The organism is uncultured Phocaeicola sp., from assembly GCF_948499155.1.
In the GTDB taxonomy this organism is placed as follows: Bacteria; Bacteroidota; Bacteroidia; order Bacteroidales; family Bacteroidaceae; genus Phocaeicola; species Phocaeicola faecalis.
Genome location: NZ_CAOOSE010000003.1, coordinates 164,555 through 189,110, shown reverse-complemented (window position 1 = coordinate 189,110; position 24,556 = coordinate 164,555). Strand labels below are relative to the sequence as shown.

General features: G+C 41.6%; 18 protein-coding genes. All 18 read right to left on the bottom strand.

What is annotated here, in order from left to right:
• Positions 1 to 13: 13 nt before the first annotated feature.
• Entirely contained in the window at positions 14 to 2,338 is a 2,325-nt protein-coding gene (locus QYT14_RS04135) for a glycoside hydrolase family 20 protein (RefSeq protein WP_288323970.1), read from the bottom strand.
• Between the two features lie 17 nt (positions 2,339 to 2,355).
• The gene (locus QYT14_RS04130) at positions 2,356 to 4,953 is read right to left on the bottom strand and encodes a glycoside hydrolase family 2 protein (RefSeq protein WP_288323969.1); all 2,598 of its coding nucleotides are present in this window, start codon (positions 4,951 to 4,953) and stop codon (positions 2,356 to 2,358) included.
• 52 nt (positions 4,954 to 5,005) lie between these two features.
• Complete coding sequence (locus QYT14_RS04125; RefSeq protein ID WP_288323968.1) at positions 5,006 to 7,075, bottom strand: GDSL-type esterase/lipase family protein; 2,070 nt, start codon at positions 7,073 to 7,075, stop codon at positions 5,006 to 5,008.
• Positions 7,072 to 7,737 carry an SGNH/GDSL hydrolase family protein gene (locus QYT14_RS04120; protein ID WP_237038280.1) on the bottom strand — a complete coding sequence of 222 codons (666 nt, stop codon included), beginning with the start codon at positions 7,735 to 7,737 and terminating at the stop codon, positions 7,072 to 7,074. Before QYT14_RS04120 ends, QYT14_RS04125 begins: the two co-directional genes overlap by 4 nt.
• A gap of 1 nt (position 7,738) precedes the next feature.
• Entirely contained in the window at positions 7,739 to 9,748 is a 2,010-nt protein-coding gene (locus tag QYT14_RS04115) for a family 20 glycosylhydrolase (RefSeq protein WP_288323967.1), read from the bottom strand.
• Positions 9,749 to 11,389, bottom strand: a complete 1,641-nt coding sequence (locus tag QYT14_RS04110; RefSeq protein WP_288323966.1) for a sialidase family protein — start codon at positions 11,387 to 11,389, stop codon at positions 9,749 to 9,751.
• Positions 11,390 to 11,516: 127 nt separating this feature from the next.
• Positions 11,517 to 13,031, bottom strand: a complete 1,515-nt coding sequence (gene nanU, locus QYT14_RS04105) for a SusD family outer membrane lipoprotein NanU (protein ID WP_288323965.1) — start codon at positions 13,029 to 13,031, stop codon at positions 11,517 to 11,519.
• 29 nt (positions 13,032 to 13,060) lie between these two features.
• On the bottom strand, positions 13,061 to 16,318 hold the full coding sequence (locus tag QYT14_RS04100) for a TonB-dependent receptor (RefSeq protein WP_288323964.1): 3,258 nt from the start codon (positions 16,316 to 16,318) through the stop codon (positions 13,061 to 13,063).
• 558 nt (positions 16,319 to 16,876) lie between these two features.
• Positions 16,877 to 17,359, bottom strand: a complete 483-nt coding sequence (locus QYT14_RS04095; RefSeq protein WP_288323963.1) for a hypothetical protein — start codon at positions 17,357 to 17,359, stop codon at positions 16,877 to 16,879.
• A 128-nt stretch (positions 17,360 to 17,487) separates the two neighbouring features.
• Positions 17,488 to 17,934: a hypothetical protein gene (locus tag QYT14_RS04090; RefSeq protein ID WP_288323962.1), complete on the bottom strand. Its 447-nt coding sequence runs from the start codon at positions 17,932 to 17,934 to the stop codon at positions 17,488 to 17,490.
• Positions 17,931 to 18,473 carry a hypothetical protein gene (locus tag QYT14_RS04085; protein WP_288323961.1) on the bottom strand — a complete coding sequence of 181 codons (543 nt, stop codon included), beginning with the start codon at positions 18,471 to 18,473 and terminating at the stop codon, positions 17,931 to 17,933. The genes QYT14_RS04090 and QYT14_RS04085 overlap by 4 nt, the downstream gene beginning before the upstream one ends.
• A 16-nt stretch (positions 18,474 to 18,489) precedes the next feature.
• Entirely contained in the window at positions 18,490 to 19,260 is a 771-nt protein-coding gene (locus QYT14_RS04080; protein ID WP_288323960.1) for a hypothetical protein, read from the bottom strand.
• A 58-nt stretch (positions 19,261 to 19,318) separates the two neighbouring features.
• On the bottom strand, positions 19,319 to 19,615 hold the full coding sequence (locus tag QYT14_RS04075) for a hypothetical protein (protein WP_288323959.1): 297 nt from the start codon (positions 19,613 to 19,615) through the stop codon (positions 19,319 to 19,321).
• 223 nt (positions 19,616 to 19,838) lie between these two features.
• Positions 19,839 to 20,540, bottom strand: a complete 702-nt coding sequence (locus QYT14_RS04070) for a BRO family protein (RefSeq protein ID WP_288323958.1) — start codon at positions 20,538 to 20,540, stop codon at positions 19,839 to 19,841.
• A 10-nt stretch (positions 20,541 to 20,550) separates the two neighbouring features.
• A complete protein-coding gene (locus QYT14_RS04065) occupies positions 20,551 to 21,000 on the bottom strand; it encodes a DUF6808 domain-containing protein (RefSeq protein WP_288323957.1) in 450 nt (149 codons plus the stop codon).
• Positions 21,001 to 21,039: 39 nt separating this feature from the next.
• On the bottom strand, positions 21,040 to 21,447 hold the full coding sequence (locus QYT14_RS04060; protein ID WP_288323956.1) for a DUF5675 family protein: 408 nt from the start codon (positions 21,445 to 21,447) through the stop codon (positions 21,040 to 21,042).
• Between the two features lie 114 nt (positions 21,448 to 21,561).
• Positions 21,562 to 22,008, bottom strand: a complete 447-nt coding sequence (locus QYT14_RS04055) for a hypothetical protein (RefSeq protein ID WP_288323955.1) — start codon at positions 22,006 to 22,008, stop codon at positions 21,562 to 21,564.
• Positions 22,009 to 22,138: 130 nt separating this feature from the next.
• Complete coding sequence (locus tag QYT14_RS04050; RefSeq protein WP_288323954.1) at positions 22,139 to 24,538, bottom strand: hypothetical protein; 2,400 nt, start codon at positions 24,536 to 24,538, stop codon at positions 22,139 to 22,141.
• Positions 24,539 to 24,556: the final 18 nt, after the last annotated feature.

Below are 24,556 nucleotides of genomic sequence, written 5' to 3'. Positions count from 1 at the left end.
AGCTATGGATTAATCAGTTCAACGAAATTTCATCTACAAACAAGAAGGCAGGATTGCCTTTACCACCATGCCAAGCAGGAATGCTATGTTCCGTCAAAGCTGTCACCTTGACATAACGAGCCTTAACCGGTGAGAATGTCAAAGTATGGTTAAACACTCCGTTCTTGTCATCCTGCTTCATGGCAGGATATTTTTCTGAAGCAACTTCTTTAAAGTTCTGACCGTCTTCGGACACTGCTACAGAAAGGGCACGAGCATCAAATACCCAGTCCCCCTTTTCTACACAAGTAGAGATAGAAGCACTTTGAATTTCGGTCGGTTCTTTCAAATCAATCACAGCTTCCATGTCATTTTTATAGAAAGCAATCCAACGGCCTGTCTTATAATTTCCATTACCTTTCAATCCATCCACCAAAGTGGGAGCACCGTTAAATTCATATTGCTTATTTACCGGCTGCAACATAGTGATAGGTTTCATACTTGCCTTGTTGAAAGCGATGTCCTCTTTCACCACACGGCTGTTTCCTGTAGGACGAACTGCCACTGCCTGGAAAGTGCAGTTTTCTTTGAGTTTCAAAGGTTCTGTATACTGTGCTGACGCAGCAGTCGGCTCGCTTCCATCCAATGTGTAATAAATCGGACAATTATCAATAGTAGATAAAGTTACATCCAATGTTCCATCCTGCGGATTAGGAGTGAAAACAGCATTTACATCAAATACATGAGTAGCATAATTGTACTTATATACATCGTATACATCTACCAGTTGCGGCAAACGTTTCAAGAAGTCTTCATAATTTTTCTTCGCAGGCATTGTCCATTGTACTTCGGCCAAAGCAGCCATACGAGGCAATTCCATGTATTCTACCTGACTGAAAGTAGGAATATATTCCGTCCACAAGTTAGCCTGTACACCTTTTATATACTTTTGTTCTTCAGGAGTGAGAGACTTAGGCATCGGCTCATAAGAATAAACTCTTTCGATAGGCAGATAACCACCGATGGCTTCCGGCTCATTCTCAACGTCCTTAGACTGATAATAATCAAAATACAGATAAGTATTCGGCGACATAATCACATCATGTTTCTGCTTGGCAGCCTCTATACCGCCTGATTCGCCACGCCATGACATAACAGTTGAGTTGGGGGCCAATCCACCTTCCAGAATTTCGTCCCAGCCTATAATCTGACGACCTTTGTCATTCAAGAACTTCTCTGCATGATTGATAATGAAGCTCTGCAAATATTCTTCTGCCGAATGTTTCTTATCACCCTTTATACCCAATGCCTTGATACGTGCCTGGCACTTCGGACAAGTTTTCCAACGCACTTTCGGACATTCGTCACCTCCTACATGAATATATTCAGACGGGAAAATCTCAATGATTTCACCCAATACATCGTCAATAAACTTCAGTGTCTCATCATTTCCGGCACACAGTACATCATTCGATATACCCCATATTTTCCATACTTCATACGGGCCTCCTGTACATCCCAATTCCGGATAAGCAGTCAAAGCAGCCTGCATGTGTCCCGGCATATCGATTTCAGGAACAACCGTAATATGTTGGTCGGCAGCATAGGCAACAATTTCTTTTGCTTCTTCCTGAGTATAGAAACCACCATAAGGCTGACCGTCATATTTACCGGTATTATGTCCGATTACAGTTTCTGTTCTCTTTGAACCGACTTCTGTCAATCCGGGACGGCTCTTGATTTCGATTCTCCATCCTTGGTCATCAGAGATGTGCCAGTGGAAACGGTTAATGTTATGCAAAGCCAACATATCAATAAAACGTTTCACCGAGTCGACCGGGAAGAAATGGCGAGACACATCCAAATGTGCTCCACGATAAGAAAAACGAGGATAGTCACTGATTTCTACTGCGGGCAAAGCAATGTCCATGCCTTGTACCACCGGAATAGACTTACGCAATGTCTGGATACCATAGAAAACACCGGCTTCTGTCGGACCGGATATCACGACATTGGCATCCGTCACTTTCAATTGATAACCTTCCGGATTTTCTGCATTCCCTCCCAATTGCAAGAGAATACCTTTACCTTCCGTACCGGCTTGTACAGTCAAGCTTTTTCCGGTCAAATCTTTAATATAACTTGCCAAGAACTCTGCATTCTTTTGCATTTTCTCATTGCCTTCGGGATACATAATCTTTGTACCCTCCGACAAAATGAACGGAGCAGCCTGTTCCATTACCGAGATTTCCTGCGGCAACGGGATAACCTGATAATTTGCTTCTTTTACTTGTGTGTTGCAGGATACAAGCATCAAACCTGCCACAGACAGCCCTGCTAGGCTCATTAAATGTTTCATAATATATACTTAATTGATTAGTTAGTATCGCTTAATTGATGGATACGAATATCCAATTTCCCATCTTTCAACAACTCCTCGGAAGTAACCACCACTTTCTTCGTTTGTCCCGGCAACAGGTCGAAGAAATTATCAGAGAACCTTGCTCCCTGAAGAGAAGACTCCAATAAGGTGGGTTCCAACTGCTTGGGTATTTCGATAAACACATCTCTTGCCAACTGCTTGGAAGATAGTGTTATCTCACACTTGCCATCCATTTGCTTCACCTTATAGCGTATATCAGCCTTAGGCAAATCCTGATCTTTGGCAAAGTTGAAATAATAAATTTCTTCGGACAATACTTCGCCTTTCTTGTTTTTCAGCGTCATCAGTAAGAAGGTATTCCTTGGATTAGGAGTCATTCCCTCGTACTTCTCCTTATAATATAAGGTAGAAGCATTAGCGGGCACTTCACCTTTTATCTCTTGCTTCTTTAATACTTTCCCGTCAAAATCCATCAGACGCAACTGAAGGGTGACATCTTTATCGGCTTCCAACTTGTCGGACATTACATAGATATTCAAATCATCCCCTTCTTTTATTGCATCCACCAATACCGGAGCGAAAGCCCTCTTTGCCTGATAGTGCATGGCTTTCCAGTTTCCATAATAATCGATGCTCGACCAAGAAACAACCGGCCAACTGTCATTCAGCTGCCAATAAAGCGTGCCCATACAATAAGGACGGTTGCGGCGATGGGCTTCCATCCCATGACGCATCCCTTGTCCTTGCAATACCAAGCCCAAGTACACCAGTTGTTCAAAGTCTTCGGGAACCTTATAATACAGCCCCATCGTCTTTTTAATCAAGAAGTTACCGGTAGAAGCCTTCTGATGGGCATTCATCACTTCCGATTCCAACGCATAATCTTCGGGTGCGGCGAAAGTGGCAATAGTCTTCATTTCCGGGAATGCCTGGAAACCATATTCGCTCATAAAACGAGGTATCTCCGTATCGAAACTCTCGAAGGGTTTCTGTCCATACCATGTCCCCCAGTTATGGCTGTCGGCTATCTTCCAACTCTCCGGGCGTCCCCAATTGGCTTCGTAAGGAGAGCCGTGCATATAGAAGCGGTCGGCATCCAATTCTTTCACCTTGCGGGGCAGCAATTCACGGAACAGTTTGTCGTATCCTTGTTTCATACCTTCCATTATGGCAGGGTCGGTATATTTCTTGTCCCATCCCCAATAACGCATTCCTTCATAGATTTCATTATTTCCACACCACATGGCCAAACTTGCATGATTGCGCAAACGCTTGATATTGTAGTCGGCTTCCGCCTCCACACGCTTCAAGAAAGCAGGGTCTGACGGATAAGTGGTACAAGCAAAAATGAAGTCTTGCCAAATCAGGATACCGTTTTCATCAGCTTCCTTATAAAAAGCATCATCCTCATACACACCGCCACCCCATACACGAAGCATGTTCATATTGGCCTCTTTCACATCTTTGAATAATCGGTGGTAGCGTTCAGGCGTGACATTGGGCAACGAAGCATCATCGGGAATGAAGTTCGCTCCCTTAGCGAACATCGGTTTACCGTTTACCTCGAAATAGAAAGATTCACCTTGGGCATCTTTCTCCTTTACTACACGGATATTACGCAGTCCGATACGTTCCTGCTTGGAAGCAATCACTTTGCCATCCACCTTTACCTGAGCTTCAAAGTCATATAAAGCAGGTTCGCCCCAACCATTCGGCATCCAAAGATGAGGATTGGCGATTTCTATGGGTATATTGATTTCATTCGCACCCGGTTGCAGGGTCACTTCTTTCTGCTTCGTTGTCTTTTCACCGTCTTTATAAGAATAACTCACGGTCACTTCCGCCTTTTGAGGAGTAGAAGTGATATTATTTATTGCCAACTGATTCTCGACCTTCGCCAATTCCTCAGTTACCGAAGCTTGGCGCACATAATAATCCTCAATAGCTGCCACATCATAATAAACCAAATGTACGGGACGCCATATACCACTGGTAGCCAATCGAATACCCCAATCCCATCCATAGCTGTAAGGTGCTTTACGGGTATAAATACTGACACGCTTGTCACTATGGTCATTGTCTGCCGGATAGTCGAATCCGTTTGTTTCCCATTGCGGTAATGCCTGTTTGATGGGTGAATGGAAATAGACCTGTAAACGGTTTTCCCCCTTCCTCAATACCCCTTTCACAGGAAGAGTATAACCGACAAACATATTGTCTGTACGTTCCAATAAAGAGCCGTTCAGATAAATATCAGCATAAGTATCCAATCCTTCAAACTGGAGTACGGCGGCATCACGTGCCAGCTGTTCGTCCGTCACATTGAAAGTAGTTCTATATGCCCAATCCTCCTTTTCCACCCATTGCACCTTCTCTTCGTTCTTACCATAAAAAGGATTCGGAATGATACCATAGCTTATCAAATTCTGGTGTACCGTACTAGGAACTATAGCCGGCAACCACTCATTCTTGCCTGCCTGGTTGAATTCCCATCCTTTATTCAGGTTTATCTTCTCAGGCTCCTTATACTCCTTGGCACCTAATATCATGGGGATGCATCCCATCATCATTAACATTCGCAATTTTCTCATATCTTACATCTTTTTATCGTTCCAATGGGGAAGCGTAAAGCTTCCCCTATCGTTATTTCACATCCGAACGGAACGTTGAAGCCGGCAACCCTGCACCATTCACCAGATTGGCACGAGTAAACGGTTGCCAACCATAACGCACTATTGTCGGCTCTTTTACCTTGTCACTCCATATTTTTAATTCGCCGTTTACGACGACAGCTTTTGCCGGATAAAACAATTGGTCATCTCCAGCCAGCTCAAAGGTACGAATTTCATTGTTATCTGATGCATGAAGACCCTCAGAATAATCAAAAGAAATATAAGCTGCCCCATTTTTAAAGGACACAGATTTGAAAAGCGGTCCTGAAGGCACTACATTTTTATGATTATAGGTCTTGTTTAATGCCCAAACAGCCAGACGTTCCCCTACTTCCTGCTTATGTGTAGGATGTACATTCAAGGAATCTCCTTTATCCGAAGTCACCGCCATTCCCGTATGGGGTATTTGCGTCAGAAAACGACGCTGGCTGTCACGGAACCAAGGCCATGACGGACGGTCGATACTCGATAACTGCACATAATAAAAAGGTAACTCATTATCTGTCCAGTTCTTGCGCCAACTGTCAACTAATAATTTAAACAGTTTTTCGTGTGCTTCGCGATTATGCGCATTCGACTCTCCCTGATACCAAATAATACCTTTAATAGGGAATTGTTGCAAAGGACGAATACCCGATTCGTACAGATAACAAGGTTCGTAGGGATGACGCTGCAATTTATCAGTTGACTTTTTAACATTCAAAGCAGCACGTCCACGCACCCAGTCTTGAATAAAATCATTTTTAGTCCAATTACGCAAAATAGCCGGAAAGTGATATTCCAACGAACTACGGTCTACCCATGCTTCAGTAGGTGAACCGCCGATGGCATTGCAAATCAACCCGACAGGCACTTGCAGACTATCCTGCAACATCTTGCCGAAATAATAAGCCACGGCGGAGAAATTGCCGGCCGTTTTTGGAGAACAAACTGTCCATTGCGTATCTTTATAATATTGCAAATGATTCAAAGAATCAAGAACGGAAGCATTCCATTCGACTGCATCTGTACGCCAACGCGCTTTCATATCAAAAAGACGGATATTATTATTGGCAGTTTGTGGCACATCACGTTTGGCGGTCGCACTCCAATTCAAATAGAATTCCATATTCGACTGCCCGGAACAAAGCCATACTTCTCCAGCCAACACATTGTTATAGGTAAGTTTTTCCTTATCCGAAGAAATAGCTAATGTATAAGGTCCTCCTGCTTTTAAAGGTGAGAGAGTGACAGACCATTTTCCATCCATGCCTGCTACAACGTTCCGTTTCTGATGTGCGATAGATACAGTTATTTTATCGCTGGCATTGGCAGTACCCTGAATAGTCAACGGCTTTCCATGTTGCAGCACCATATTGTCAGTATACAACGGGCTCATCTTCAACCCGCCAAAATCTCCGGTAATACCTTCATATACAGTCTTAGCCAATATTTCAGCTCCCTCCACATTGGGATGAACCGCATCGGGCAACATGAACGGATAAGGATACAGTGGTTCATGGAAATCAATTAACTGGACACCGGTATATTTAGCAATATTCTCGATAGCCAATTGTATTTCACCATGCCAATCACGTGTGCCCGACTCAAAACGGGGATGACGGTCGGCAATCGGCGTAAGACGCGCAATCAAAATGCGACATTTGGGATTAGCCACACGAAAAGAATCTATCAACGCCCTATAGTCGTTAATAAAGAAATCACGATAATTAGGCCAGTCTCGCGGATCTGTATCATTGATACCCAGATGGATGACAACGATATCACCGGCAAAATCAATTGCCTTACGGTATTCCTCCTGCTGCATATAAGGACGATGACCTTTATTCAATAAAGTAGCACCGGATTTTCCAAAGTTACCAACCATATAATCGCCCCCCAGCATTTTTTGTAACTTTGCCGGATAAGCATTAGTTTCACGGTCGGGCAATGTATAACCATAAGTAATGCTATTACCCACACAAGCAACTTTGATTTTTTTCTGTGCAAAAAGAGCAACACAGAAAAAAAGGCTTATAAAAAGTATCAGTGTCTTTTTCATTTCTTATCAACATAAGGTTTCACAATATCACGCCACAACAGATAGCCTTTTCCCAATAAATGCAGACCATCATTGGAATATTGAGGATTCATCTTTCCGGTATCTCCATCCACAAAGTGGCTATACAAATCAACATACGCAGCTCCCTCCTTCTCTGCCAAAGGTTTCAACAAATCGTTTATCTGCTTCACAACCTGCCAACGAGAGGTGTGTCCGCCAAACATACCATAACAATCGTTGACGGGCAATACACTTTGCAAATATAATTTAGTTTTCGGAGATTCTGCCTTTATTTTCTTTACAATCATTTCGATTCTTGCAACAATTGTATCTGCCGACGTTCCTCGCGCCACATCATTAATACCTATTAAAAGAAATATTTTAGCCGGCTTTCCCTTTACAATAGGATTAAGACGGTCGTATACTCCCATACAGATATCACCACTGATTCCCCTGTTTTTCACATGAGAATTCTGGAAAAGCTCACCCCACTCACATCCGTTAGTTATACTGTTGCCCAAAAAGATGATATCTTTCGAAGTAACCGGAAGTTCTTCGAATAAAGTTGCACGTTGCTCATAGAATGTAGAATATTTGCGTTCTTGGGCAAATTGGGGAAGTGCAAAGAAAAGCCCCAACAAAAGTAAAGCAATGTTTTTCATTTTATAGTTGTTTTTTAGGTGAATAAATTAATCCTTCTACTGCCTTTTCACCATCCGGAGTAACAAAGACGGTAGTAAACATCCACTTGACAAGACGTGTTTCGTCCATTCTAAACTTGCCTATCGGCAACTTCAGGAATATTTTGTTCCAACCTTTATTTAAATGGACCAGCAATGGAGGACGCACCACACAATTTTCATTACCCAAAGGTACTTCATTACTTTTTACCCGATGAGTGGCTGTCCACACGGGAGGCATTATTTCCTGATCGTTAATCCATATCCGACTGCCTTTATAATCCCACTTTCCTTGTAATGGGGCCAAATCCATCTCGGAACGGCTGTAATTCTGAAACTCGGCCCACAACCCCACTTCTTGATCTTTGGGAGAATAAACCCATGTATAAGCATAAGCGGTATGGTCTTCCTTAGGATCTTTATAAAAACCCGGAACCAATGTTCCCCAAACGTGACGCAGATAAATGCCGGCACCAATAGCTTCGCGTGTTCCATACGTTTTCCCTTTATACTCATAGGATTCTTTCAACTCCTGTTCGGGAGGAAATACTTTTGACAAGTCCCCATCGTTGGGAAAGGCATCGGTAATGTTCCATTTCACATTAGTCTGTTTCACATACGCAAAAGGATAGCCTTTGAATGTATGTTCTTTATGCCATAACATACGATTTTCAAAATCGGAAAACTCATGGAATGTTTCTGTATTCTCATCAGGAAACATCGTTCCATTCCCGTCGAAGTATTCTGATCCGCCACCTCTCCATGCACGCTCGGCAATGGCAAGCATATTGGGATACAATCCATTTTGAACAATCATATCTTCTTCTTTTGAAATCATCCGGTCATTCCATATAGCCAATATGGTACCGGCTATATCATTACTTCCTTCTACCTTATTATATATACGACTGTTATACAGGGCAACCAAATCGGCAAATGTATCGAAGTGATTCAAATAATGAAATTTGGAATCAATGGCAGGAATACCCGGTTGCGCCTTTCCACGATAGCTCCACAAATGGGTCATATCTATTTCTCCCGGCTTATAATGCCAACCGGGATTCCAAGAAATCACCTTCTTGCCTTTTGAACGCACATAAGATACCATTTCTGGAACAAAATCAGGATTAGTAAAAGCTACTTCATCGGTGCCGATATGCAAATAAGGCACATCAAAGGTTTCACAAACTTCATCTATCAACAGTTTCAAGATTTTCATTCCTTCAGGACTCTGCATATCGTGACGGAAAGTACGGATAAAGGCAGCACTATGTCCCGGCATATCTATTTCGGGAATCAACATGACTTGATGTTGTTTACAAAAGTCCACCAATTCACGCGCTTCCTCCAGTGTATAATACTTACCCGGCATACGGATTGTATTAATACTGTCATTCAGCATCGGGAATATCTTACTCTCCAAACGCCATGCCTGATTCTCGGTAAGATGCCAATGAAATACATTGATTTTAAAACGAGACAGTATCTCTATTTCCCGTTTTAATTCTTCCATCGAAATATAGCTGCGACCTACATCCTGCATAAAGCCACGTATCCGGAAAGCCGGCCAATCCACAATCTCACAACCGGCAAAGTTGCTTTTCTTTCCTTTTTTCTTTTCTAACTGACGGAGCGTTTGCAAAGCCCAATACACCCCACGTTCTGTAACAGCCTCTATCTTAATCAATTTTCCGGACACAGACAATCTATATGCCTCATCCGGATTTAATTTGACCCCATCAATAACCGGAAGAAGTTCTACTTTAATCTCAGCAGTAGCTTTGTCTGCCAACTCCCCACCGGCATTTACAATAAAAGCCTCCCACTCCGACTTCAAAACCGGAGTAGAAAGCTTTACCTTTCCCATTGTAAACGACTTATCCGTTACTATATAACTCTGTGGCATAGGAAGTAACGGATAAGCATTTGTCTGTGCTATAATTATAGCACAGACAAATATCATACCTATGAGACAGGTTAATCTACATTTCATTTATTTAGTTTTGATAATATCCTTCAGTTTAATAGCCTGGAAAGCCATGTGAGCCACACTACTTTCATATAATATACCTACTGTTTCTTTATCAATCATAGTCAGGCAAGAATATCCCCAACCCCATCCGGCATCCAGCAACAACTGGTTTTCGGGCAACCAAGTCACTCCACCATCAAGGCTTGCCTTAATTGTGATGCTGTGACGATTCTTTGTATCATTCGGATTAGAGAACAACAGAATATCTTTGCCTAGCACATTGTCTTTGGCCTTCACACTAATCAGGCTCGCCATACATACCGGTTCCTGCAAAGAAGTACGAGAGGAAACATGCTCTTTCCAAGTTTTACCCATATCGGTAGTAGTAGATACCGCACGACTGCCGCCACGGTTATCGCGCATATTCAGCATCAATACCCCCGGCTCTATTTCAGCAACTTGTGATTCTGTCGTATTGGTACGTGCCAATGAACTGATATTCCATGTCTTACCATGGTCTTTACTATAGATAATACCTGCATTAGGAATTCTATCACTTCCGATATATTGGCTGGCAAATACCAACGTGCCATCATCCATCGAAATACCTCTACCCGGACCTTGTAACAAGAAATACCAAGAAGGATCTTTTACCTGTTCCGTAATATTTATCGGTTCAGACCATGTTTTACCGTCATCATCACTCTTCACCAACATAAGTTGTGCGGTATGATGCATATCCATTCCCGGTTGAGAATTCCACCAAGCACGTCCGTTACCCATTCCGTGTGTCCACGCTGCTATAATCCAGATAGTACCAGTCTTCTTGTCCACCAAGATAGCAGGGTCTCCCACCCCATTCTGAGCTTTTGGCAAACCTTCATGTTCACCGAAAGACATCGGAATACGCATCTTTTCCCAAGTCTGTCCGCCGTCTGTACTTCTGCTCAAACCTATTTCCACATATTCTTGCAAGTCTGCGCTGTTGTTGTGACGAACATCATATACACCAAGTAGCGTACCTTTATTGGAAGTCGCCAATCCCGGTATACGATAAGCTGCCACTCCATCATCACCGGCATGACGAACACCAACTCCCATATAATGAGTATCAGTTTTACGCACCACTTTCACCGGAGCAGCCTGACCATCCATCGTTACACCTGTCACTTCTGCCGATACCTTTGCAAGCACGGAAGCAGTCGGTTTCATCTGTAAACTCACCCAAAAATAGTTCACCCCCGGATACAATTTTTGGTCTACTTTAAACACAATATCTCTTTTCGGAGCTTTTACTTCTGCTTTCAAAATCGAATAAGCAGGATTAGCAGCCAATGTCTTACCCGGAGTATTACTTGGAATATAATCAACGGGAGCAAAATAAGTTTTTCCTTTTCTCTCAGCACTTTCTGTTCCGCCATAATAAAGCTTCACTGCTTCTATTTCATTCAGATTCACTTCTTTGCCGAAACTAAGTTTCACATCATTCAACACCTGACTTTGCGTAGCATCTATACGCAAATTAAACAGTTCATTGTCCTGTCGTTCAATCAATACCGGGATACGTGTTTCGCGCACAGCAACCGTATCCTGCTTTTGAGCACTCATTTGTAAAGGAGAGAGGAATAAAAGAGTTCCTAACAACCAAGAATTTCGTTTCATAATATTATTGTTTAATTACGCGGGTAAAAATAAAATATTTTATTGTAATATGAAAATAAAAAGGTGATTCTTTATCTTTTTATGATAAAAAACCACCTTTATTTTATTATTTAGGCAAGAAATACGATTAATATCCCGGAGTTTGTTCCAAAGCAGGGTTATTTGTCAATGTATTCTTGTCGATAGGCCACAACAAGCGTTGAGGGTAAGAAGCATCGGCAGTAGTGTACTCAAATACATATTCATTGCCGAAACGACGCAAATCATACCAACGTTTACCTTCGAACATAAATTCCTTATAGCGTTCTCTCAATAAAACCTCATTGATACCGTCTTTGTCACCTGCCATATTCGGATACCCCATTGTGGCCGCATCATAATTAGTCTTATAAGCACGGGCACGTATCAAATTGATTTCGGTAGTCGGATCTCCTCCAGTCAACGACTTGGCTTCAGCCAACATCAACAATAAATCGGCATAACGGTATACAGGAAAATCATCGGCAAAAAGTCTTTCTGAAGCTCCCGACGGGGTAGTGCCACGATATTTATAAGGGAAACATCCTACATAATCGTGTGGTGCATCCATTGTAAAAGCAGCTTTCAGAGTTCCTTGTTTTCTGGTATCTAAGTCATCAAAGTTGTCGTACAACTCATTTCTTATAGGATAATACATGTTACCATTGAAATTCAATTCAAACTGTCCGTCTGTCTCTTTATCATAATAAAGACTCAATGTAGCTCTTTGAGGCACCAGATTATTTCTCCAACTGCCGCCAAACAAATCTGTTTCGTTCTGTTTATTATGAATGGTAAAGATAATCTCCTCATTACCTTTATCGTCATAAGCAAACACGTCTGTATAGTTTGGCATCAAATCAAGAGTTTCTCTGGAGATATGACTCTGAATGTCGGTCAAAGCATTCTGAGCAACTGTAGCATCGGCTGTTCCACCTCCCATTTGGCGACCGGACCACAAATAGACTTCAGCTTTCAGCATCAGTGTTGCAGCTTTCGACCAAAATGTACGTGATTCACGAAAACTGTAATCTGTGCCAAAATAGTCTTCCGAGCTTTGTATATCCGCTTTAATCTTTTCCATTATTTCCGTAGCCGGACTAGCCGCCTTATCCAGTTTACCGATTTCAAAGCCTGTGCTCGGTTGGTCTGTCCAAACCACATCTCCCCATGAACGAAGTAAATGGGAATAATAGAATGCTCTCAAGCCATACATCTGTCCCAAATAATAAGCCTTATCTTTCTCCTTTAACAAATTCGTATTGGCAGCTTTACTGATAAACAGATTTATCTGGTTAATATTACTATACAGACCTGCAAAGTTGCTCAATCCCGGACGTTCCTGACTTAATATATTAGAAGTAATTTCCTCCACCTTATTACTCTCTCCCGTCCATCCGGTAGAAGGATTATAAATATCCGAGCGCAACTCTCCTAAAATAAACATATTGAAAGAATTTGCACGTAAGCGACTGTGTACCCCATAAACAAACGAAGTAAACTGACCCTCACTCTCCCACATATTCTTATCGGTAATACTACTTACCGGATCCATATCCAAACATCCCGTCATTGTAAAAAGGGAAGCTGTCATGATGGCTAATGATATAATCTTATTTTTCATAAATCGTTTCTTCTTTTATTATAATAAACTTAGAATGATACAGAGGCACCTACCAACACTGTTCTCGGTGTAGGATAACGTCCGGTATCCACACCCGGATAAGTCAACGGAGCTTCGGGAGAAGAACCGCTATAGCCGGTGATATAGAACAAGTTCTGACCCGTGATATACACAGACGCATTTGTCATGCCCACCTTAGACACCCAGTTAACAGGTAATTTCCAATTCAAAGTCAATTCTCTCAAGGCCAGATAATCCCCTTTTTCATAGAATCTGGAACTTCTATCATTAACAGAAGTAATATCGCTACCCTTCGTATCACGATAGATATTTTTCTTGTTGGTAGAGTCATCATAATAAGATTTCGGCAGATTGGTATTCGTATTCTCTTCCGTCCAAGTTTTCAGTCCTTCCTTAATTATATTCTTGAAACCAACAGACTGTCCCAAAGAACGCATAGCCACCATATTCAGAATAGTATGTCCCAAAGCAAAATCAAACCGTCCGTATAAAGACACATTCTTATAAGAAAGCGTAGTAGAGAAACCACCTGTCCATTTAGGATAAATATTACCTACTTTCACGCGGTCCAGCTGGTCTATTTTATGGTTTCCATCCAAATCCGCCCACAAAACATCACCCGGTTCAATGGGTTTTGTCAAACCATACTTCTTTTTATCGGCATCACTTACGTTAGGTCCATAAAGTCCGGCAATCATATCAATATAATCACCTGCCATGGTATTCACCTCATTCCAATCACTAAGAATCTTCACTTGCTTATAAGCATAAATATCTCCCATGGTATGCCCTTCCTGATAACCGCCTACCCAAATCACCTGTTGTGTTTTAGGGTCAAAAACCTGAGTACCGCCCTGGCGGTTGTTTTCGTTTCCATTATAAGGAAGCTTAATAATTTTATTATGTACCAATGAAGCATTAAAAGAGAAATCCCAGTTAAAGCCTTTCGGATTACGAATCAAACTTAAGTTACCTTCCACTTCAAAACCGGTATTACGAAGACTTCCCAAATTTGTTTTGAAAGAATCAAAACCGGTATAACCCGGCAAATTAACATTAGTCAGCAAATCGGATGTGGTACGGTTATAATAATCCAATATCAAATTATAACGATTATCCAAGAATCCCAAATCCAGCCCCAATTCAAAAGATTTACTCTTTTCCCATTTTAATTTTGAGTTAATCACTCCCGTATTCAAGATACCTGTCGTTCCATTATAAGCAGTCTGCTTATCATAAACTCCATACACATCATAATTTCCAATGCCGTTTACATTACCGTTGATACCGTAAGAGATACGGGGTTTCACAGTAGATACTACTTTTGCCAGCTCACTATCCTTAAAGAAAGCTTCCTCGTGAACATTCCATCCGGCAGACACACCGGGGAAGAAGCCCCAACGGTTATCCGACAATTTAGAAATACCGTCATAACGCATCACAGCAGTAAACAGGTAACGCCGTTCGTAATCATAAGTCACACGTGCAAAACCGGAAGCGATACGATATCCCTGACGGTAAGAATAAGACCACATATTATCACGGCCGGAAACATTCAATGTCGGTATCTGGTCGAAAGGAGCGCCATCGGCTGTGCCTTTATATTGCAAATATTGATTTTCAAAGTATTCACCTCCCACCATGGCAGAAACATTATGCTTCTCTTTAAAAGTATCGGTATATTCCAACTGCAAACTATGCTGTTGCTGAATAGTACGTGTATATTCGAAAGAGGCTTTACGCTGCGTATTTTCATTCCAATAGTCACGATACGCCTTATCAAAAGTTTCTTTCGTATAATCTGAATAATATAACGAGCTGTTTTCTCTCAAATACAATTTATCTTTAATCAGCTCAAGATCGGCACCAATATTCAGCGTAGTGCGGCGGGTATTGTTTTTATTAGTCAACTTATCGAGCCAATACAAAGGGTTACCATCTCTTTTACCATAACCATAGTTGGGCGAACCATCCGGCAGGAAAGGATTCCATGTCGGTTCCACACTCTGTAAACGTTCGAACAAGTCAGCCGTATCATCATAATACAATTGCGGAGCTTCTGAAGTAGAGAAATTCACCCCTCCCTTGATATTCAAGATAGGCAATACTTTATAGTTACCGTTCAATGTACCGCTAAAACGTCTGTACTGAGTACCTTTTACAGTACCATCTTCCGAGTAATAGCCCAACGATGCAGCAAAAGTACCTTTTTCATTACCGCCGGTAAAGTTCAGATAGTGGTCTTGAGTGAAGGCAGGATCTTTATATACTTCATCTCTCAAAGTAGTGCCATAATCTTTAAACACAATTTGCTTGCCCGAAATAGGGTCAGTCATTTGTCTCCATCCGTCCTGCAGTAAATCTTCATTGCCATCCAGGTATCTGATAGAAAATTGTTCAGGGTTATTCTGACCGTACACAGCACCATAACCGCGCATACCATCAATTTGTGATAAGCTACCACCCGAATACTGACGTCCCAAACGTCCGTATTTAATGTAGTTTTCGGCATCCATGTATTCATATCCTTTGCGGGCAAAGTTCAGACCACCCTTAAATTTATAAGAAATCTGGGCAACCCCCTCTTTTCCTTTCTTGGTCTGTACCAAAATGACACCGTTATTGGCACGGGCACCATAAATAGCAGTCGAAGCTGCATCTTTTAATACTTGGATTGACTCGATATCCGCTGGATTGACATCATCCATCGAGCGAACAACTCCGTCTACTACCACCAGCGGACTTCCGGCAGATTCGATACCGGCACCACCACGCAGTACGATAGTGGGCGAACTACCCGGAGCACCGGATGTATTTGTCACCCGCAAACCACTGACAGACCCCTGCAATGCCTGTGCCGCATTAGCAATCGCTGCATTTTCGAGTACCTTATTATCCATTTTTGAAATAGCCGTAGTCATAGTAGAGCGTTTTTGCTTCACACCATATCCCACAACTACTACCTCATCCAACACCTCAGTATCTTCTTTCAACACCACCTTGTAATGGCTCTGTGCGCCCACCACAATTTGCTGTGATTTGTAACCAAGAAAACTCACTTCAAGTTTTGCTCCTTCCGGAACTTGAAGAGTAAAGTTACCGTCTACGTCAGTTATTGTACCATTTGTTGTGCCCATTTCCAGAACACTTGCCCCGATAATCGGTTCTCCGGTAGCATCTTCCACCGTTCCCGTTACCGTCTTTGCTTGTGCTAATACACTAATTGAGAAGCATAAGCACATCATTAAAAAGAGAGCCTTCTTCATGAATCTCAGATTTAGTTGATAATTTAATGTTTAAATAAATAAGTTTAATTAATCGTCAGTCTCAAAACAACCATATAAACAAATATTTTAATCTGCAAGGCGAATATATACTCGCATTTTTAATATATACAATCTATAAAACAAACAATATCATTTATTAGCGTTATTTTTTAAGAAAAAGCTAAATAATAAGAGACTTTTTCAAAAGTTTCATAATGGAATAACTAGAAAGAAGAAAAAAGGTTCACAGAGGGAAAGTATTATTTAGAAAAAACCTCCTGACAGAAGTCTGTCAGGAGGTTGCTAAATTCGTACACCCGATGAGAACTAATTAATAGCCGTCGTTTTGCGTTTTATCGCGTAATACGCTGTTTTAAAGTACCGTGAAGCGGATTTATATTTATCACAGCGTTTTTATTCAATCTTATCCCTTACTAAACAGTCCCTGTTTTAGTCCCCGATTTCATCAAACCGGGGACTTTTTCAATCTATTTATCCTCTATAAAATCAACCCTGCAACCCAGTGCATGCCCAATCTTTGCAAGAATATCCCTACACCTACTTCCCGGCGTCATACATTGCAGCCATATACACCCATATCTTGCCTTGCGGAGCGTCTTCGTCGGCAAAGTAAAACCTATGGGCACCCTTGAGGATCTGAGCATCATCACAGACCATACACATATCGGCGTAAAACGAGTTAAACGCGACATACTTATCCCACTTGGTTGTACCCGAAGGGAAAGACATCCCTCTTGCAGCTTCCTCTATCTGATCGGCAGTCCAATGGGCACCGGTTCTCTTCTCACCGGACGGTCCTGTATAACGTATACCCTCTACATCCATTTCGGCAAAATTCCTGTCGTAGTGGTTGCCGTACAGTATGGAGTGCTGCTTGCGCATAAAATGCCAGTATTCATCCGGGTGCTCATCCCTGAGAATACACAGCATATCACTCAATGTGTCCACGCTCTGCCACATCGCCTTGTCGGAGGCTACACCGTTAGCCTTGGCATCCCTAATCATATCCTTATATTCCATGTCGTTAATATTATATATTATCAATCTGTTTTGTTTTCTCTGGACACTTGTGTCTTTTTGATAGGCAAAAAGAAGTATTTTGGTATATCAAATTGTCACAGCAAACGTTTATTTTTGCTTTCAATATGTCATTCCATCATCAGCTTCTTAAGCTCTATCAGATCGGCATCTGTTATCCTGATAGCCCCTGTATTGCCAAACAGGATATTCGATACCGGATTATCGGGGAGAGCAATGCGGATATTTCCCTTACCTATAGTTCCACGGATAAAACCTTTCCCGAACGGCATCTCATCCATCTCGCGAAACATTACTATGAGGTCATTAAACAGCATATCCGCATCAATGTTGCCGTTTTCGTCACACAAAAACAAAGAGGCATTGTCAATCATTGTATTCAGGTTGTCTCTTTCTTTGGCGATATAGTTTTTTGCACCCCTCTTCAAATACACCGAAGCGACTTTCAGCTTCGGGTTAGCCTCAACCAGCGTGTCAATCCTGTCATCAACCCACAACAACAGCGAATCAGCCATCTTGTCCTTAATCTCTGTTATACTTTTCTTTGCTTCCATCATTTTTTTGATTTAGATTGAGGTTTTCCATTCTTCCAGTCGATGAACTCCTGCCATGTCATATCACTATGTTCCGTCACGTACTCCCTGAACAGAGCATCACGCCTGGCGGTCTCTTCCTTGGCCGCTTTCGACGTCCGCCTTACGAATGACAGCTGCTGCTCCAATATGGCCTTACCTTCGGCAGACGCTTCTATCCTGCCCTTGACCAGCAGAAGCAGTTCGGCATTAACCATCTCCTGTATAGCCATGCTGTTATCGTAGTATTCTTTATTGTTGCTGAGGACCCCACGCTCCTGCTCGTTGAGAGATGAGACAATACGGTCTATCTCATCCCAAACAGGAGTTGCGGTATGCTGTACGGGCTGCGTCTTGGGAAACTGCTGCAAAGCCTGTAACTTCTGCTGGTACATCTCATTTTCCTGCGCCAACTGTTCCAGGTTACGCCCGGATGTAAGTAGAGGATCATTTTCAAACATATTCATTATTTTTTTGTCAGTGGTTAATAAAGAAAGTGGTATGCCCCCGAAGGGACTTACCACTAACGTTTCTTACGTCTTACGCGTTTGGTGCGGTTGACTGCGGGCGGCAGTTGCATCCGTAAGGGTTCGCCCCTTCCAGCACGCTGACTGTCGGGGTTGAAGGCAAACCCACCACACCATAGATTGCACGGCATGTCTTGCGGTCCGTATAGCACATACTTTCCTTCAGGACACTATCCATGCCCATTTGAATAATCTTGTTCTGGTACAGGTTGGCAACTTCCATTCCGTATACCTTCTTGTCCAGCTCACAGAACTTGGCGGAGTAACGTTCATTGAGTGTGTCGTAAAGGTCACGCTGTCCCTTGTACAGACCGAATGCAGCTGTGTTCAGCTTGTCATTCATGTTATCGTACAGGTCACGGGAAACCTTGTAATTTCCGAAGTCACCGTCTACCTGTGACTTGTAGAGCTGCCATTTCTCGTTAATGTCTATCTCGCGATGTGCGTACATCTGTTCCTGAGTGTTGACCTTAAGCCCCCAAATGGTATTGGTCAAACTCAAAGCTTCCTCACATCCCTTCTCCCACGCCTGAAATGCCGTAGGAGCCACGCCCGAACGTCCGGCAATGGCATCGCTGACCGTATTGATGTTTACGTTCTCAGGCATACCGCCACCGCCAAAAATGCGACCTCCGCGACCCCATAATGCGGCTGCACCCAGAGCCGTACCGATAATACCGGTAGTCAATGCTGCGTTACCCACGCCCTTAGAAGCATATTCCTTACGATCTTCGCCATGGACATACTCCTTCTCTTTGATTACTTGTTTTACTTCTGCTTCCATATAACTTGTATTTTGTATTGCAGCCCTTCGTTGGGCTACATGCAAAGAAAGCCATAATTCAGCGGCAAATGAAATACTTGCTTGCGATATACTTGCTGATTACTTGCCAATTGCTTGCCACAATCCACTTGCTTAATTTTGCCCTGTTGGAGCGGATATAAGATACACCCTGCCTGGTCCTGTGTATGACCCTGCCAATCTCCTCATCGGTCATCATCCTGGATAACGCCATTACAAGGAGGTATCGGGCATCGGCACACTCTTCGCGGTTGCTATGCAATATGTCAGCCTCATCAATACCTGTAACATTACATACCATAATTATGATATCCTGATATAATTCCTCTATTCTCATCGATACTTTTTTTAAAGATTGGAAAACAAAACACCCAAGAACTTGTTTATAACTTAAGAAAGCCGTAAACAATGCCTTGGGTGTTCATCTCCTGTCGACTGTCAATCATTAAGGAGGACGGCTTTCTTTTCATTCTAAGCCGTAAAAGAACTGCTTTTGTTATTACTACGCTTCTACTCGTAGTATTGCGAGAATAATTCCCGATATGATGTCTTATTTCATCTCACCCTCCCTTCTGATAAAGATTAATGATTCCGTCACGGCCAATACCGGTTATCTTCCTATGATAAATTATACGTCCACTGTCCAGCTCTTCCTGCTTGATTTCAAACCACGCCAAATTTGCATAACCGGCACAAGGCACCCATGTTCCGTTTACCTTATACTGTACTTTCTCACTCTCAAGCCATCTGTTCAACTCAGCAGCCGAACGCATACCTATTTCTTTTGCGACTTCCGTAGCCGTATAGGTTTTGTTCGTATGCGTCAGGATGGCTATATGCTGCTCTGCATCCCTTCTCTTGGATTGCTCATCCTTGAGTTGCATCGCCAAACGTATAATGGTATCCGGATTGCTCAATACCTCTTCTATTTTGTCGGGTGTAAGATAACCGCCATGTTTGCGGATAGAAGGAAGGACTTCGCCACATACCCAATCCTGGAAATGTTCGGCTTGTGGCTTGTCTGAGCGCATAATCGTTTTATAGAGGTTCTTTTCGCTCATATATATAAGCTGCTGTACACCTCCATTTGTAGGGGTGTCAATCAAACTTACACCCTTTGCATCTAACCTCTGTTTGGTCATACCTGTATGTAAATCAAGTATCCTACAAATATCCGCAAGGCAGAATAACGGTTCTTCACTGGTCCCGGCTACTCTCACTTCGCCAAAAACCTCATTCTTGAAAATCTGAATATCGTCCATATTATACATTTTACCAAATTCTATAACTTAATCCAACCACGACAGCCGGTGATAGCCCATCCTTGCCAAATCCATAGCCGGCAGTGATTGACATACCCCATCTACGAGGTTTTATTTTCATCACATGATGGATATCATTAGTAACCGTGACAGTCTTAGGATATACCTTCAAACTGTCCAAGTTCGGGTTATAACCACTGACATAAGCCGTATAGTTACTGTCCCGGTATATCTTCTGCTCGACAGGGAGCACCGTATCACCTACATGGATAGTATCGCCCGTGTGCCAGCAAATCAAAGGAGTAGGAAGGTAGTAGGGAACCGTATCCCTTCTTATCACAAGGCTTGAACTGAATACCGTATCCGTTCTTGCCTCTATAACTGCTTCGGGGGATGGCTTTGCGAACCATCCTAAACCGAAAGCGAGTACAATCAGTAATATGTAAGGAAGCCATTTCATTTCAATTTGGTTTTTAACTTTCAACCCCACCAAGCTGCTCTATACAATTTCAATTGTAATGCTTTCTCCCCCTCTCTGCACATCCTCTATCAGCACATTGAGCTTATCGGATGTATATCGGGATTCGGTCAATCGCCCGACTTCCGTATTCCTTCCGACAAGTATGCAGCCGGCAGAGTCATCGGCAGTATTCCCCGGATGTATCAAGATGCCTTCAAAGGCAGGGACGTTAAGCAATCGTGGCAGGTTTCTGCCAAACTTGGGAGACCAATTATATACCACCTTATACTCTCCGTAAGGGATGGCGGTTTTGCCATATACCTTCTTTTCATTGCTCAAATCACGGACGGTGTCTTCCAATGTGTTACAGAAAAACTTTCCGTCTACGAACAGCCTGCCCACCGTATAAGCGGGTTTCTTCCATAATCTTTCTACTCTTAATTTCATATTATATATTTTTTATATTTAATAATTTATGTATGTTTGCGACAGTATTTAATTATACTGCTTTTCATAAAAGGTATGACGATAACTATGCCGGTATAGCGATACCGGCTTTTTTTATTCCTTCTTTTCCTCCTTCTTTGATTCAAACAATATCCGTGCAGCCAATTTTGCGATTTCTTCCTTGTTTTCAATTATCACACTCATTGTTTTCTCTGCTTTCCTCAATTCCGCCTTTTCCCACGATTTTTCCCTTACCGATATAAATTCGCAGAATATACAATAGACTGTCCAAATCATAGAGAAGACAGGGAAAGGTATAACGACACAGCATAGTAAGTCGATAAAGCACAACTCCAAGAACGGTGTGAAGTACTTCTTTGCCTTGACAGCCGTTTTCTTGTAACCTGTCGATGTCCTTGCCTCACCGCGCTGTTTGGCTTTCATCACTCCGGTCAACAGGTCTATAAACATAGCCCCAATAGTGACAGCGATACATAAGGCAATCAGCACGATGTGTGTCATCATGTGCTGCTGGATAAAATTGTAAATAACATCTTTCATTTTGTCTGTTTTTAAGATTAATACTATATTTGCATGTGTTTTTCATAACCCAACAGACCTAGCGAGGTCGTTGCATAAGTTTTATTCCCTGCATGCCTTCACAGGCAGCAGGGAATTTTTGAAGTTTAGTCTACAATCCTGGTATCGGAGCTTTAATTATTAGTCTATTACCTTTACCCGAGTTATTGACAAGGGGTTGTGCGTAAAAATATCCATCCTTGATGGCCAGTCCATCAATATCTGTATTCTGCAACCGTGTCCCATCAGGAGTGTACTTCCATAAGTTTATGTTCTCAAATTGTAGAGAGCCATCATCATTAAGCAACATCTTGAATATTTGGCAATAACCTGTATGGTTATCTGCAATATATAAGTTTCCGTTATAATACTGTCCTCCATGTGCTCCATATTCCTTATATCTATCCTGATGCCATCCTTTAACAACTTTAAATGTTCCATTAAATGTTTCATTATCTATATAACTATACTTACCACTACCTAAATTGTTGGTACCTTTCCCTAATTGGATTAAATATATGTCTTCAAATTTGTTGATGGAAATATACATCATATCATCTGCACCTGCCCAAAATCCGTAGGATTTAACGCCAAGTTCTGAGACATCTACATCAACATATTTTCCACAATTGTTAAAATTAATGGTCTCACCTTTATCCGGCCATGAAAGAAATTCGTAAAATAAGTATATATGACTATTACCACTGACAGATCGGGATGATCCATTACCTATAGCAAGTACTTTGTTTATTTGATTATAATCTACGGATTTATGTTCAAGTTTAAATCCCGTGGCGTCCCTGAAGTCTGTTTTCCCTGTTTTTATTTGCGAAAAATCCTCTGCATCAAGGATGCCAAGATAACCGCCATCATCAGCCTTATCAAACGTCCAGAACTGTCCATCTATAAAAGTACAATCATGATATCCTCTTCGCGTAACGGGGATTTCTTCATATCCTATTTGTTTGGTCAATCTGATTGGATAAGTTGCCAGATACTGATCATAAGCAATTATGTAAGGATACCATTCCCCTCCACATAGATTACCATCATAATTTATTAATAGGACAACTTCGGTTGAAAGAGTTTTATAGTTGGTAAACATATTATGTAAACTTTCTTTTACCGAAATAATTCCCTTGGTAAAATCATACACAAGTACTCCATGTTTAGGAATTGTAAATTCTTTCCAAACAATGCTATACTTTTCATTTGTTCTATCCTTAATACCGTCATATATCACTCTTACCTCTTTAATATAGGATGCCGTTTCATGATTAATGATTTTAACAGAACCATCTGATAAGTTTTTTTCATACTGGATATATCCGGATTTAATCCCGTAGCCCTTTGGTTTTAAAGATTCGTTTCTTTTTTCAATTTCGTCAATCACATATCCTGTATAAGTTCCTTTTCTAAAATTAAACAGAATTGGCACAAAGCTATACTTATAATCTGCATAATCAGCAATACGTATAATATCTATAACTAGAGAAATTGTTTTATTAAAACTTACCAAACACTTATATCCTAATACATATCCGACTCTTACAACCCATTCATAGTCTCTCGAGGTAACATAATTCCCCTTATAATCCCTGATAAGGTTTTTGCAATACCATTTAACGGTACCATCCTCATCTATTGTCACGCTCTCACTCTCGTTAAGAACAATTGACTGAATAAATGATGGATTTGCCCTCTCTATAGCCCTCTCTTTAACAGAATCATAATACCTTATATCAGTTCCACCTATATATCTATCATCCAGCTTGTAACCTACATAGGGATTAAATGCTCTATCCACATTCTGATTAGCACACGCTACTCTTAGACCTTTAATACTGTTTTCAAATTTAGCAGTAGTGGCAGGATTAGTACCTCCAACTTTACATTCCAATTTTATCAAGTTGTCAAAAACAATGATGGTAGCTTCTGTTATATCTATGATTTTTGATGCTATTTCATCACCGGTTTCACCGGTGATAATTGGATACCTATACTCTTTAGCATTGTAACTAATGATCAATGTTCCATCGGCTTCTGCGGTTCCGAAAACCTGAATAAAAGAGATGTTTTTATATTTGCTAGAAAAATAAAATAGATTGAATTGTTTTTGCCCCGATTTTAGCAGATTCAGATAAGCCTCCTTAACCCCATCGGCATAATCACTGGCATTGACACTGTAATTATCATTTTTCCCAAGAGATTCTATCCAATTTCTATCATTGCTCCATGTTAAGTCATCCAACGCAGAACCAGTAAACAGCTCATTAATCCATCCATTTTCAGGATCATTATAGCTTATTTTCATTCCGATTTTGCGCTCTTTTTTTAAAACTTGCTTACGAGTTGTTGCAACGTCTGTATTCCATTCTAAAATCTTGTAATTTGACAACCCGGAAAGTTCTTCCGTAAGGTTTTTACGAGTAGTCGGATGTACCACCGCATCAGTGGTTGTAGCAGGGTAAATAGTCTGCCCGCCTTTGGTAAGTTTATGAATTTTAGCCATATAATTCTTATTTTAATT

Coding starts and splice junctions, on each gene's coding strand:
- QYT14_RS04075 (WP_288323959.1), bottom strand. CDS start 19,615: ATGAGAATAGAGGAATTATATCAGGATATCATAATTATGGTATGTAAT.
- QYT14_RS04100 (WP_288323964.1), bottom strand. CDS start 16,318: ATGAAGAAGGCTCTCTTTTTAATGATGTGCTTATGCTTCTCAATTAGT.
- QYT14_RS04070 (WP_288323958.1), bottom strand. CDS start 20,540: ATGGACGATATTCAGATTTTCAAGAATGAGGTTTTTGGCGAAGTGAGA.
- QYT14_RS04115 (WP_288323967.1), bottom strand. CDS start 9,748: ATGAAATGTAGATTAACCTGTCTCATAGGTATGATATTTGTCTGTGCT.
- QYT14_RS04060 (WP_288323956.1), bottom strand. CDS start 21,447: ATGAAATTAAGAGTAGAAAGATTATGGAAGAAACCCGCTTATACGGTG.
- QYT14_RS04050 (WP_288323954.1), bottom strand. CDS start 24,538: ATGGCTAAAATTCATAAACTTACCAAAGGCGGGCAGACTATTTACCCT.
- QYT14_RS04120 (WP_237038280.1), bottom strand. CDS start 7,737: ATGAAAAACATTGCTTTACTTTTGTTGGGGCTTTTCTTTGCACTTCCC.
- QYT14_RS04090 (WP_288323962.1), bottom strand. CDS start 17,934: ATGATGGAAGCAAAGAAAAGTATAACAGAGATTAAGGACAAGATGGCT.
- QYT14_RS04095 (WP_288323963.1), bottom strand. CDS start 17,359: ATGGAATATAAGGATATGATTAGGGATGCCAAGGCTAACGGTGTAGCC.
- QYT14_RS04135 (WP_288323970.1), bottom strand. CDS start 2,338: ATGAAACATTTAATGAGCCTAGCAGGGCTGTCTGTGGCAGGTTTGATG.
- QYT14_RS04125 (WP_288323968.1), bottom strand. CDS start 7,075: ATGAAAAAGACACTGATACTTTTTATAAGCCTTTTTTTCTGTGTTGCT.
- QYT14_RS04080 (WP_288323960.1), bottom strand. CDS start 19,260: ATGGAAGCAGAAGTAAAACAAGTAATCAAAGAGAAGGAGTATGTCCAT.
- QYT14_RS04110 (WP_288323966.1), bottom strand. CDS start 11,389: ATGAAACGAAATTCTTGGTTGTTAGGAACTCTTTTATTCCTCTCTCCT.
- QYT14_RS04130 (WP_288323969.1), bottom strand. CDS start 4,953: ATGAGAAAATTGCGAATGTTAATGATGATGGGATGCATCCCCATGATA.
- QYT14_RS04055 (WP_288323955.1), bottom strand. CDS start 22,008: ATGAAAGATGTTATTTACAATTTTATCCAGCAGCACATGATGACACAC.
- nanU (WP_288323965.1), bottom strand. CDS start 13,031: ATGAAAAATAAGATTATATCATTAGCCATCATGACAGCTTCCCTTTTT.
- QYT14_RS04065 (WP_288323957.1), bottom strand. CDS start 21,000: ATGAAATGGCTTCCTTACATATTACTGATTGTACTCGCTTTCGGTTTA.